Source organism: Arthrobacter oryzae, from assembly GCF_003634095.1.
In the GTDB taxonomy this organism is placed as follows: Bacteria; Actinomycetota; Actinomycetes; order Actinomycetales; family Micrococcaceae; genus Arthrobacter; species Arthrobacter oryzae.
The window spans coordinates 79,377-91,474 of record NZ_RBIR01000006.1 but is presented as its reverse complement, the minus strand read 5'-3'; the positions used below and the strand labels follow the sequence as shown (position 1 = coordinate 91,474).

11 protein-coding genes and 1 tRNA gene are annotated in these 12,098 nt (G+C 66.6%); 7 read left to right on the top strand and 5 right to left on the bottom strand.

All coding sequences use genetic code 11. The features are described 5' to 3' along the window. Positions 1-4 precede the first annotated feature (4 nt). From C8D78_RS14015 to C8D78_RS14005, 3 genes are all read right to left on the bottom strand, one after another. Entirely contained in the window at positions 5-589 is a 585-nt protein-coding gene (locus tag C8D78_RS14015; RefSeq protein ID WP_120954491.1) for a hypothetical protein, read from the bottom strand. 281 nt (positions 590-870) lie between these two features. Beyond that, positions 871-1,236 (bottom strand): hypothetical protein, encoded by a 366-nt coding sequence (locus tag C8D78_RS14010; RefSeq protein ID WP_120954490.1) that lies wholly within the window; start codon positions 1,234-1,236, stop codon positions 871-873. A 255-nt stretch (positions 1,237-1,491) separates the two neighbouring features. Beyond that, a complete protein-coding gene (locus C8D78_RS14005) occupies positions 1,492-1,680 on the bottom strand; it encodes a hypothetical protein (RefSeq protein WP_120954489.1) in 189 nt (62 codons plus the stop codon). 159 nt (positions 1,681-1,839) lie between these two features. On the opposite strand from C8D78_RS14005, the gene C8D78_RS14000 reads away from it, so the two are divergent. Continuing rightward, positions 1,840-2,481 carry a DUF2510 domain-containing protein gene (locus C8D78_RS14000; RefSeq protein WP_120954488.1) on the top strand — a complete coding sequence of 214 codons (642 nt, stop codon included), beginning with the start codon at positions 1,840-1,842 and terminating at the stop codon, positions 2,479-2,481. Between the two features lie 38 nt (positions 2,482-2,519). Here the strand turns inward: C8D78_RS14000 and C8D78_RS13995 are convergent, their stop codons facing one another. Both C8D78_RS13995 and C8D78_RS13990 read right to left on the bottom strand, forming a co-directional pair. Continuing rightward, positions 2,520-2,957, bottom strand: a complete 438-nt coding sequence (locus C8D78_RS13995; protein ID WP_120954487.1) for a universal stress protein — start codon at positions 2,955-2,957, stop codon at positions 2,520-2,522. A gap of 135 nt (positions 2,958-3,092) precedes the next feature. Then, a complete protein-coding gene (locus C8D78_RS13990) occupies positions 3,093-3,608 on the bottom strand; it encodes a MarR family winged helix-turn-helix transcriptional regulator (RefSeq protein WP_341867123.1) in 516 nt (171 codons plus the stop codon). A gap of 131 nt (positions 3,609-3,739) precedes the next feature. On the opposite strand from C8D78_RS13990, the gene bcp reads away from it, so the two are divergent. The 6 genes from bcp (at position 3,740) to C8D78_RS13960 (ending at position 12,092) form a co-directional block, all read left to right on the top strand. Next, complete coding sequence (gene bcp / locus C8D78_RS13985) at positions 3,740-4,228, top strand: thioredoxin-dependent thiol peroxidase (RefSeq protein WP_120954485.1); 489 nt, start codon at positions 3,740-3,742, stop codon at positions 4,226-4,228. Between the two features lie 74 nt (positions 4,229-4,302). Then, positions 4,303-4,384, top strand: a tRNA-Leu gene (locus C8D78_RS13980). A gap of 228 nt (positions 4,385-4,612) precedes the next feature. Continuing rightward, positions 4,613-5,284 carry a fasciclin domain-containing protein gene (locus tag C8D78_RS13975; RefSeq protein ID WP_120954484.1) on the top strand — a complete coding sequence of 224 codons (672 nt, stop codon included), beginning with the start codon at positions 4,613-4,615 and terminating at the stop codon, positions 5,282-5,284. 295 nt (positions 5,285-5,579) lie between these two features. Then, positions 5,580-7,187, top strand: coding sequence for an ABC transporter substrate-binding protein (locus C8D78_RS13970; RefSeq protein WP_120954483.1), 1,608 nt, complete (start codon positions 5,580-5,582; stop codon positions 7,185-7,187). Positions 7,188-7,266: 79 nt separating this feature from the next. Next, positions 7,267-8,769: a malate:quinone oxidoreductase gene (locus C8D78_RS13965; protein ID WP_120954482.1), complete on the top strand. Its 1,503-nt coding sequence runs from the start codon at positions 7,267-7,269 to the stop codon at positions 8,767-8,769. Between the two features lie 128 nt (positions 8,770-8,897). Then, positions 8,898-12,092, top strand: coding sequence for an efflux RND transporter permease subunit (locus C8D78_RS13960; protein ID WP_120954481.1), 3,195 nt, complete (start codon positions 8,898-8,900; stop codon positions 12,090-12,092). Positions 12,093-12,098 lie beyond the last annotated feature (6 nt).

Sequence of the window (12,098 nt, the reverse complement as noted above, 5' to 3'; positions counted from 1 at the left end):
CCACTTACCGCCGCGATGCCCCGGTGCCTCCGGCGTGGCGGGGCTTCCGGGTCCGCCGCCACTGCCAGGCGCCGGCCGCGAGCAGCAGTACAGCGAGGCTGCCGACGATGAACCCCACAGGTGTGCCGGCGTCGGTCTGCGACGTCTTCTCGTCTTGGATCTGCCCGGGTGACGGGGCCATTGACGCGTCTTGCGTGGCAGCAAGGGAGGTGGCCGTGCCCGGTGTTGCTGACGGGGTGGCGGCGGCGGTCCCGCTCGGAGATGGCCCGGCGGTCGGCGCCTCTGCGGGGACGCCGGCGATGACGGGATCCTCCGTCGGGGCAAAGCCCTTCACGGGCTGGCTCGGCGCGGCCGGCGGGTAACTGCTCGATGCCGGGGCCGGAACCATGGGGACGTCGGCCCGGGCAGGTGGCGGAGCGTAGACCGGGACAGCGGGGGCCGGGGAACCGGTACTCCCCGGGGCGCAGACGGCGACACCTTTGGTGACGACATTCGAGCAGCCCGCCTGGGCCGGCGCGGCCGTGCCCAGCGCCAGCGCGGCAGCGGCCGTCAGGCTGGCCAGGACGGCGGAGCGTGTGGTCGTTTTCAAGGTGTATCCCCCAAGACTGGTCAAGTGCCGATCAATGGAAAGCCTAACTGAACGGTGCCGAATCGAACGCCACCGGAAAGGCGGCACGTTGCCTGTCCGCGGGACGAGCCGTCTCGACTGCTGCCCGTTGTCTGGACCGTTGGAGGTGGCGCAGGTGATGGCGCCTCCGGTGACGAACACCGTTTTTGTTCACCGAAAAGGGGCCTCACCGGGCCGGAATTCCCGGCGGGAGCGCGGCCGAACCCTACGATGGGGAGGATGAACTCCACCCGGAAGGCCTGTTACACGTCGGTCGCGGCCTTGGTGCTCGCGGCCGCGCCGCTGGTCCTGGCATTGCCCGCCACGGCTGCACCGTGTGCGCCCGCCGGACTCGTGCCCGTGAAGATCTGTCCCGCCCCACCGCCGCCGTCGGCCTCCCCGACGCCGACCACTGCGCCCGGGAAACCGTCACCGCCGCCCTCAAGTGCGGCGCCGACGCCGACAGTTTCCGAGGCCCCGCCGCAGCCGGGGTCACAGGGGCAGACCGCCCAGCCCGCGCAGGTTCCGACGCCCCCGACGCCGGCCCCCGTTTCCTCTGCGGGCCAAGGCAACGCCACGGCCCCGTCGCCCCGGGCAGTCCCCGCCCCGGGCGCTCCAATTACTGCCACGCCTCGAGCATCGGATGCGGGACAGAACGGGGTTTCTTCAACCGGGCAACGGCCGGGCGCCGGGACAGGACCGAAGACTCCCGGACCGGAAGGGCAGAGCGTCCTCGCCGGCGGATCGCTGCTGGCGCTCAGCGGCATACTCCTGGGCCTCTCCGCAGCGATCGGCCTGCGCCAGCCGGCCCGGCCGTAAACCGGCCGCCGAACCGGCACAGGTTCCTGCGTCGATCCAGCGGCCGTTTGAATCAGATCGTATTGTTAAACCTTCTCGCGGGACCGGTCCACAACTTTCTCCGGTTCCTCGACAGTGAACTCCTTGCTGCGGCGAGGGAAGGCCCAGAACTTGAAGTCCTTTGCCTCCGCCCGGGGCGCCCGGCGCTCCTTGGGTTCCCGGGCGGCATCCTTCCTGGTGTCACGCCCGAAATCCTTGTAGTTCGAATAGCACATCACTGACCTCCTTGATGGTGATTGCCTTTTAATGGTCCTCCAGATCGGCGGGCGCGTCGATACTCCCTCGCTACCACAGCCGCCCCCATGTACGCTCTGTTTCAGAAGCAGAGACCTCGTTGAATACTGAACGCCCCGCGCTGCAAAGGATGAACCGCCATGACCGTCCCGCCTAACAGTTCAGTCCCCGGCCCTGGCTGGTATCCAGACCCTGCCGGCTCGGGCCGGCTTCAATGGTGGAACGGGACAGCCTGGACCGGACAGTTCAGTGCGCCCCACTTTCAGTCCCCGCAGCAGCGGCTGGTGGAACCACGCCGACGCATCAGTGACCGGACACCGGTCTACAACGCCTACGTCTGGACGATTGTGGCACTGCCGCTCGTGCCGCTCATTATGCTGATGCTCTGGAACCCGGTGCTCCGGGTGCGGACCGTCGGCGCGCGGCAGGTCCAGACGCTGGACCCGGCGTCGATCTTTACGGTGCCCTACTTCCTCCTGGTGGCCAGCGGCTTCCTGGTCTACGGAGTCGCTGCCCTCCTGGCCTATTTGGACTGGGACAAGCTGCGCAAGGACGGCGTCGTCCGGCCATTTCACTGGGCGTGGGTGTTCCTGAGCCGGGAGCTGTACGTCATAGGTCGCTCCGTCATCGTGCACGAAGTCGCGCCGCGGCGCGGCCTGGCGCCGGTGTGGGCGACGATCGGCGTGACCGTCCTCGCGGTGGTGCTCGTCGGCCTCAAGATGTCCGCCCTTGTGGCCACGCTCGCGAACCAAGCGGCCTCGATCCAAGCCGCCTCGATGTAGGCTGCAGTCCCCAGCCAGTTGCGTGGTCCGCCCGTCGCCTACTTTTCGGCCCCGGACCGGATGATCAGGAGAGGGCAGCGGGAGTGGTGAGCGAGCTGGGAGGACACCGAGCCCAGCAACATCCCCGCAAAGCCGCCAAGGCCACGGGAACCAACAATCAGCAGGTCAGCTTCGCGCGATGCGTCCACCAGCGCGGCAGCGGCATTCCCCTCAACGAGGCGGCCGGTAACCGGAACCGCCGGATCGTCAACGCGCCGGAGTTCGCCGTCGAGGATCAGCTGCGCGTCCCGCTCGAACCCGGTGTAGTCCCACGCCTGTCCGGCGGCGTCGGTGATGTAGGGATACTGCCAGGAGGCGACGACGATTACTTGGCCGCTCCTGAGCCTCGCCTCCTGCATGCCCCAATCCAGAGCCGCCTGTGACTCCGGGGAGCCGTCGACGCCTACAACGATCACGAACGGACTGCTGGTAGCCATGCCATTTCCTCCGACCGGTTGCGGCGCTCTTTGGGGCCCATCTTCCTCCGGCGGTCCGGTCCCGGACATCCCCCGAACGGCATGATGCCGCGCGGGCACGGCGTCATGGTGACGGCCGGCCCCTGCAGGCCATGGCTAGTTCAGTGGGGTGGCCCCGGCCGCGAGGCCGGGCGCGGTGGCCGGGCCGCTTTCAGCAAGGCCAGGTTCAACGGCGGTGACAATGGCTTTGGCCTCGGCGGACGCTGACTTGGTGGCCAGCACCCTGACAACAGCCTGGAGTTCCTGGCGCAGCAGGTCCGGGTCGATGGGCGTCGCGGCGAGCACGGAGCGCTCCATGTCCGCGGCCGCGCTGACGGCCTCGCGGCCTTGATCGGTCAGTGACACCACATGACTGCGCCGGTCCGAGGCGCTGCGTTGCCGCGAAATATGCCCGTGTGCCTCCAGCCGGCTCAGCGTCTTGCCCATGGTCTGGGCCTGGACCCTCACCAGCTGGGCTAGTTGGGCTTGCGTCATTGGCCCATTCGCCGAAAGCACTTCCATGGCGATCACCCCGGCATGGGTTAGGCCAATGGCCCCCAATTTTTCGTTCCAGGAATGTTCTACGAGACGTGCTGCCGTGGACAATAGGCGGCCCGTGGGCCAGCGATCCATATCAGGCATACCCAAGAGTATAGCGAGCAGCGGCTTGGTCCGTGGCCGCCCGGCTCATTACGCTGGATGTTCACCCGTTTCGCGGACCGCTTTACCGCCCGCCCACCGCAGCCCCCACCAAGGAGTTACCCGTGTCTGAACGACTCATTGCCGGTGCCACGGCACCGGAATTCACGCTCAAAAATGCCGACGGACACGATGTCAGCCTGCGCGATTTCCGGGGCCGGAACACGGTGATCTATTTCTACCCCGCGGCGTCCACTCCCGGTTGCACCAAGGAGGCCTGCGATTTCCGGGACTCCCTGGCGTCGCTGCAGCACGCCGGTTATGACGTGGTGGGCATCTCCCCGGACCCCGTCGGCAAGCTTGCCAAGTTCGCGGCCGCCGAAGGGCTGACCTTCCCGCTGCTCTCCGACGAGGACCACGCTGTCGCCGAGGCGTACGGGGCATGGGGGGAGAAGAAGAACTACGGCAAGACCTACCAGGGCCTCATCCGCTCCACCATCGTGGTCGATCCCCAAGGCAGCGTCGCCGTCGCGCAGTACAACGTCCGCGCCACCGGGCATGTCGCCAAACTCCGCCGCGACCTGAAAATCCCCGACCTGAAAATCGCGGAGTAGTTACTGGCGGCAGTGGGTACAATGGACCCTGGCGTCCGCCGTCGGGGTTCTTCCCCGGACGACGACGGCGCCGCGCGCGAGTGGTGAAATTGGCAGACACGCAGGATTTAGGTTCCTGTGCCTTCGGGCGTGGGGGTTCAAATCCCCCCTTGCGCACACAAAGAGAACCCCGGTCTTCGGACCGGGGTTCTTGTGGTTTCCGGCGGATTTTCAGGGGATTTCCGGGGTTTGAAAAGAATTTCAATCCCCCACCCATCCGTTCACTCCGAGCAGCCGAATACCCATTGAGACACCAACCAAGGGTCGGTGCCCAACAGTCGGGAAAGGGCCGCAGCGGCAACAATCGCCGCAGGCAACCATCGGCACAACAAAGGAGAAACCGAAATGCAGAACATCAAGCGCACCACGTTTGCCGTTGCAGGTATCGCAGCTGCCGCCATGCTCAGCCTCACTGCCTGCGGCGGATCCACCACGGCCGCTTCATCGGCCCCGGCCACCTCCGCACCGTCGGAATCCAGCATGGCTCCGTCCCCGTCGACGAGCTCCGCTGCAGCCATGGATCCGGCCGCCAACCTCGTCGGTCCCGGCTGCGCCGGCTACGCCGCCAAGGTTCCGAGCGGTGCCGGTTCGGTCTCAGGCATGGCGCTGGATCCGGTGGCCACGGCAGCGTCCCACAACCCGATCCTCACCACCTTGACCGCCGCAGTTTCCGGCAAGCTCAACCCCAAGGTCAACCTGGTGGACACCCTGAACGGCAGCGAATTCACCGTCTTCGCACCGACGGATGACGCCTTCAAGAAGATCGATCCGGCCACGATCGCAGCCCTGAAGACCGATGACGCGACGCTCAGCAAGATCCTGACCTACCACGTAGTCCCCGGCAAGATCTCCCCGGACCAGATCGTCGGCACGCACAAGACGGTCCAGGGCGGTTCGGTTACGGTTACCGGCACCAAGGACGCCCTCAAGGTTGACGGCGCCAACGTTGTCTGCGGCGGCGTCCAGACCGCCAATGCCACGGTCTACATGGTCGACTCGGTCCTGATGCCGAAGTAGTCAGCACCAAGCACTCCTGCCCGGCTCCAGCCTGACTCTCTGGACCACTAGGAGAAGCGAAGGCCCGCACCCTCCGGGGTGCGGGCCTTCGCTTGTATGCCGTGCGCCACACAGGCTTGTATGCTGTGCGCCACACAAGATGACGGGCTCCGCCGTCAACTAGACTGGGGCTGGTCCGCAGCCGGCGGACCATCCAGTTTCCCAGAGGTGATCCCGAGTGCCCAGCAGTACAGTGCCCAGCAGGACAATCCGGCGTATTGCCGCCAGCATCGGGGCGGCTCTCCTCGTGCTGCCAATGGCGTCCTGCACCGGCACGTTTGACCCGGCACCCAGCTCGAGCACCGCGACTTCCACGCCCGGCGCCGCGCCGACCGCACTCTTCACGTTCGGCACCGGCTCGGAGCCGCTGGGGCTCGACCCGGCCCTGGTCTCCGACGTCGAGTCCTACCGCATTACCCGGCAGGTGCTCGAAGGCCTCGTGGGCGTAGACCAGACCACCGGCCAGCCCACGCCCCTGCTGGCCACCGAATGGTCGCAGAGCGATGACGGCCGGGCCTATAGCTTCAAGCTGCGCGGGAAAGTCACGTTCCAGGACGGGACGCCGTTCGATGCCGCCGCGGTCTGCACGAACTTCAGCCGCTGGTTCCATTTCCCCCAGGCGCTGCGCCAGAAGGCCCCCGGCACCACGTTCAAGGGCGTGTTCAAGGCCCACGCCGACCAGGCGGCGCTGTCCATCTATAAGGGCTGCACCGCCGTGGCGCCGGACAACGTGCGGATCGACCTCACGCAGCCCTTCACGGGATTTCTCCAGGCCCTCACCCTCCCGGCTTTCGCTATCTCGTCCCCGCGGGCCCTTGCGGCCGACCACGCGGACGTCCTGGCCCAGAGCCGCGGCGGCCAGCCGATGTCCGCCTACGGCCGTCATCCGGTCGGTACCGGACCGTACACCTTTGCCTCCTGGGACGCCGGCAGCGTCACCCTGAAGAGCAACAAGAACTATTGGGGTGACAAGGGCCAGATCGGCACCATCAAGTTCGTGACCTACGATAATCCGCAGACGCGGATGCAGGCATTGCTCGACGGCAAGATCGACGGCTACGACGCCGTCACCGCGGGCAATTTCGATCAGCTGGTCAAGAGCGGCAAGCAGATCATCCAGCGGGATCCCTTTTCCGTCATGTACCTGGGCATGAACCAGCAAATCCCAGTCCTGCAGAACCTCAAGGTCCGCCAGGCGATCGAAATGGCGCTGGACAAAGACACCCTGATCCGCCGGTTCTTCATCGACAACACCGCCCAGGCGTCCCAGTTTGTCCCGCCGAAACTCAGCGGCTTCAACAACAACGCGCCCGCGCTCGGCTACAACCCGGACAAGGCCAAGCAACTCCTTGCCGAGTCCGGCTACAAGGGCGAGGCGCTGAAGTTCTACTATCCGCTCAACGTCACGCGGCCCTACCTGCCGACGCCCGAAAAGGTGTACGCCGAGATCAGCCGGGAGCTGACCGCCGTCGGGTTCAACATCAAGCCCGTGCCCGTGGACTGGGCCGACGGGTATCTGCAGAAGGTCACCTCCCCGGGCGACCACGCCCTGCACCTGCTCGGCTGGAACGGCTCGTACTCGGACCCGGATAACTTCGTGGGCCCGCTCTTCGGCGAGAACACCGGCGAATTCGGCTACCAGGATCCGCAGGTCTTCTCCAAGATCGCCCGGGCCCGGGGATTGCCGGACGGCAAGGACCGCACGGCCCAGTATCAAACCATCAATGCGCAGATTGCCGCCACGGTGCCTGCGGTGCCCATTGCCTTCCCGATCTCGGCGTTGGCCCTCTCGGACCGGGTCCTGAAGTACCCGGCGTCCCCGGTACTCAACGAAGTTTTCACAAAAGTCGAGCTAAAGCCTTGACGCCCGGGGCCAATTTCAGTTAGTAGGCGGTGCGGGGATATTCTGTGACAGCCAGAGCCGCTGCTATCGGAGACTGATTGTGACTTTCATTTCCAAGACCCAACACGCCGACGTCGTACTGATCGGCGGTGGCATCATGAGCGCCACGCTCGGCGCCTTCATCAAGCAGCTCGAGCCGAACTGGACGATCTCCATGTTCGAACGTCTCGACGAGCCGGGCCTGGAAAGCTCCGGCCCCTGGAACAACGCCGGCACCGGACACGCCGCGCTGTGTGAGCTGAACTACTCCCCCATGGCCAAGGACGGCTCGGTGGACCCCGGCAAGGCCCTGAACATCAACGAGCAGTTCCAGCTCTCCCGCCAGTTCTGGTCCCACCTTGTCTCCAACTCCCTGATCGGCTCCCCCAAGGGCTTCATCAACACCGTTCCGCACATGAGCTTCGTGATCGGCGACGACCACGCCAAGTTCCTCCGCACCCGCTACGAGGCACTCAAGCCGAATCCGCTGTTCCGTTCGATGCAGTATTCCGAGGACCACGCCGAGATCGCCAAGTGGGCCCCGCTGATCATCAAGGGCCGCGACCCCAAACAGCGCGTCGCTGCCACCCGCGCCGCCGAGGGCACCGACGTCGACTTCGGCGCCCTGACCCGGGAACTGACCACGTACCTGGGTAACAACGGCGTGGAAATCAACTACGGTCACAATGTCAGTGACATCAAACGCGCCTCCGACGGCGGCTGGAACCTGTCGCTGAAGCACGCCAAGAGCGGCGAGCACGGCTCCATTCATGCCAAGTTCGTGTTTGTGGGCGCGGGCGGCGGCGCCCTGCACCTGCTGCAGGCCTCCGGCATCCCGGAAAGCAAGGGATTTGGCGGATTCCCGGTCTCCGGGCAGTTCTTCCGCTGCACCGACGAGAGCCTCGCGGCCCAGCACAGCGCCAAGGTCTACGGCCAGGCGTCAGTGGGCGCCCCGCCCATGTCGGTGCCGCACCTGGATACGCGCTACGTCAACGGCAAGCGTTCCTTGCTGTTCGGCCCCTACGCCGGGTTCTCCACGAACTTCCTCAAGCACGGTTCCTACTTGGACCTGCCGCTGTCCATCCGCCCCTCCAACATCATCCCGATGCTGGCCGTGGCCAAGGACAACATGGACCTCACGGCCTACCTGATCAAGGAAGTCGCCAAGCGCCACGACGACAAGGTCGAGGCCCTGCGGGAGTACTACCCCGACGCCAAGGGCAGCGACTGGGAACTCATCACCGCCGGCCAGCGTGTCCAGATCATCAAGAAAGACCCGAAGAAGGGCGGCGTGCTCCAGTTCGGCACCGAGGTCATTGCCGGACGCGACGGCACCATCGGCGCCCTGCTCGGCGCCTCTCCGGGCGCGTCCACGGCCGTGCCGATCATGATCGAACTGCTGCAGAAGTCCTTCCCCAAGAACTTCAAGGGCTGGCAGGGCAAGCTCAAGGACATGATGCCCGGCTACGGGGTCAAGCTGAACGAGAATCCTGAACTCGCCGCGCAGCTCGAGGCCGAGACCGCCAAGACGCTGCAGCTCGAACAGGTCAACGCCCGACCGTGACCCGGGGGCGGCCGGCCCCGGGCTGAGGCCTAGGCAGGGCCCGCGGCTGCCCTACACTGCTGGTTTGGGGGCCGCGGCCCATTGAAGGTCCCCGCATGCAGCCTCGACGACCCCCAGGAGACCATGAGATGTTCCGGCTCGCCAAGCTGTCCCTCGCCAACCGGGCCCTGATCGCACTGATCACGGTGTTCGCGTCGGTTTTCGGTGTGATCACGATGTCCTCGCTGAAGCAGGAACTCATCCCGTCCATCGAGTTCCCGCAGATCACCGTGATCACCTCGATGCCCGGCGCCTCGCCGGAGGTCGTGGACAAACAGGTCAGCGCCCCGCTGGAAACCGCGCTGAAGAGCGTCGAGGGGCTGGAATCGACGTCGTCAACCTCCCGCAACGGCGTCTCGCAAATCACCCTGGCCCTCACCTACGGCAGCAACATGGACCGGGCCCGGAACCAGATCGACCGCGCAATCTCCAACGCCAGGCAAGCCCTGCCGAAGGACGTCCAGCCGCAGGCGATCGCCGGGAGCATCAGCGACTTCCCGATCGTGTTCCTGGCGGTGTCCTCGGACAAGCCGCTCAGCGAACTCAACGCCGATCTCGCCCGGCTCAGTGTCCCTGCGCTGCAGAAGCTCGACGGCGTCAGGGGCGCCGATGTCACCGGCGGCGCCAGCCAGCACATCCAGATCCTGCCGCGGCCCAGGGACATGGCAGCGTCGGGCGCGAGCATCCAGTCCATCAGTGATGCCCTGAAGAACAACGGCTCGCTGGTTCCGGCCGGCACGGTCGAGGAGCAGGGCAAGACCCTCTCGCTGCAGATCGGCAGCCCGGTGGATTCCCTGGCCGCCATCAAGGCCCTCCCGCTGGGCGCGTCCCGCGGTGCGGCGACGATCGGCAGTGTGGCCGACGTCAGCCTGGTCGAGGACGCCCGCACCTCCATCACCCGAACGAACGGCCTGGAAACCCTCGCCCTGTCCGTGACCAAGAAGCCCGAGGGCGACACCGTCGCGATCTCCCACGCGGTGAAGGACGCCATCCCCCAGCTCGAGGCCGAGCTAGGCTCCAACGCCAAGTTCACCCCGGTTTTCGACCAGGCCCCGTTCATCGAGAAATCGATCAGGGACCTCACCACGGAGGGCATGCTAGGACTGGGCTTCGCCGTCCTGGTGATCCTGGTGTTCCTGATGTCCGTCCGCGCGACCCTCGTGACGGCCGTGTCCATCCCGTTGTCCCTGCTGATCACGTTCATCGGGCTTTCCGCTACCGGTTACTCCCTGAACATCCTGACCCTGGGAGCGCTGACCATCGCGATCGGCCGCGTGGTGGACGACTCGATCGTGGTCATCGAGAACATCAAGCGCCACCTCAGCTATGGCGAGGACAAGATCACCGCCATCGTGAGCTCCATCCGCGAAGTCGCCGGCGCCATCACGGCCTCGACCCTGACCACGGTGGCAGTCTTCCTGCCCATCGCCTTCGTCGGCGACCTGGCCGGCGAGCTGTTCCGGCCCTTCGCCCTCACTGTGACCATCGCGCTGCTCTCCTCGCTGCTGGTCTCGCTGACCATCGTGCCGGTCCTGGCGTACTGGTTCCTGCGCGCGCCGGCGGTCAAGGGATCCCCGGACGCCATTGCCGCGAAGGCACACGAGGCCGAACAAAGCACGCGCCTGCAAAGGGGTTACCTGCCCGTCCTTTCCGGTACCCAGCGGCATCCGGTCCTGACGCTGATCGCGGCGGCCCTAGTGCTCGGGGGCACCGTGGCGATGACTCCGCTGCTCGCCACGGACCTGCTGGGCCGCTCCGGCGAGAACAGCATGACCGTCAAACAGGCCCTGCCGGCGGGCACCAGCCTGGCCAAGGCCAGCGCTGCGGCCATCCGGGTCGAGGACGTCCTGCGGGGCATCGACGGGATCAAGGACGTCCAGTCCACCACCGGCAACGCCCAGACCGGCTTCTCCGCCCTGCTCTCTTCCGGAGCGTCGAATTCGACGTTCACCGTGGTGACGGACGAAAAAGCCGACCAGGGAAAGCTCCAGGACACGGTGCGCGGCCAGCTCGCCAAGCTCGGCGACGCCGGCAAGATCACCGTCGGTTCCCAGCAGGGCGGCTTCGGCACCACCTCGACCGTGGACATCACCCTCAGGGCGGCCAGCACCGCCGATCTCCGGACCGCCAGTGACGCGATGGTCAAGGCCATGGACGGCGTGCCCGGCAGCAGCGGGGTGGAGACCAACCTTGCCGCCAGCCAGCCGGTGGTCCAGGTCAAGGTGGACCGGGCCAAGGCCGTCGCGGCCGGCCTGAACGAAGGTCGCGTGGCCGGGGTCCTGGCCGCGACGATTAGCCCGATTCCGGCCGGAACCGTCCGCATCGACACCAACGACTTTCCCGTCCGGATCGGCAAAGGCACCCGCTTCACAAGTATTGACGCCGTCAGGAACATCCCGCTCCCGACGGCGGCCGGCCCCGTGACGCTGGGCAGCATCGCCTCCGTCGAACAGGTCGACGTCCCCGTCTCCATCACCGCGAGCAACGGTCAGCGCACCGCGCGGGTCTCCGTGACGCCGTCGGGCGCCAACCTCGGCGCGGTCAGCACCGAAGTGCAGAACCGCCTCACCTCGGTCCGCCTGCCCCCGGGAGTGACCGCCACGATCGGCGGCGCCACCACCCAGCAGGCCGATTCGTTCCGCCAGCTGGGACTCGCGCTGCTGGCCGCCATCGCGATCGTCTACGTGATCATGGTGGCTGCCTTCAAGTCCCTCGTGCAGCCGCTGATCCTGCTGGTCTCCGTCCCCTTCGCGGCGACGGGCGCCATCGCCCTGCTCGTGGTGACGGGCGTGCCGCTGGGACTTCCGTCACTGATCGGCATGCTGATGCTCGTCGGCATTGTGGTGACGAACGCGATTGTGTTGATCGACCTCATCAACCAGTACCGCCAGCCGCGCGACGGCGAACCGGGGATGTCCGTGGCCGATGCCATCACGCACGGCGCCCGCCAGCGCCTGCGCCCCATCCTCATGACGGCCCTCGCCACGGTGTTCGCCCTGACGCCCATGGCATTGGGCCTCACCGGCGGCGGCGGCTTCATCTCCCAGCCCCTGGCGATCGTGGTGATCGGCGGCCTGATCTCCTCCACCGCCCTCACGCTCATCCTGGTTCCGGTCCTGTACCGGCTGGTGGAAGGACGCCGGGAGCGGAGGGCCCTGCAGAAGGCCCTGCCCCGGCGGCGCACTTCCGGACCGGCCTCCGGGGCGGATGACTTCCCGGAAGAATTCCCCGACGATTTCCCGGACGATTTCCCCGAGGACGCTCCCCTGCCAACCTCCCGCTAGGCTACT

Coding starts and splice junctions, on each gene's coding strand:
- C8D78_RS14005 (WP_120954489.1), bottom strand. CDS start 1,680: ATGTGCTATTCGAACTACAAGGATTTCGGGCGTGACACCAGGAAGGAT.
- C8D78_RS14000 (WP_120954488.1), top strand. CDS start 1,840: ATGACCGTCCCGCCTAACAGTTCAGTCCCCGGCCCTGGCTGGTATCCA.
- C8D78_RS13995 (WP_120954487.1), bottom strand. CDS start 2,957: ATGGCTACCAGCAGTCCGTTCGTGATCGTTGTAGGCGTCGACGGCTCC.
- C8D78_RS13990 (WP_341867123.1), bottom strand. CDS start 3,608: ATGGATCGCTGGCCCACGGGCCGCCTATTGTCCACGGCAGCACGTCTC.
- C8D78_RS13975 (WP_120954484.1), top strand. CDS start 4,613: ATGCAGAACATCAAGCGCACCACGTTTGCCGTTGCAGGTATCGCAGCT.
- C8D78_RS13970 (WP_120954483.1), top strand. CDS start 5,580: ATGGCGTCCTGCACCGGCACGTTTGACCCGGCACCCAGCTCGAGCACC.
- C8D78_RS13960 (WP_120954481.1), top strand. CDS start 8,898: ATGTTCCGGCTCGCCAAGCTGTCCCTCGCCAACCGGGCCCTGATCGCA.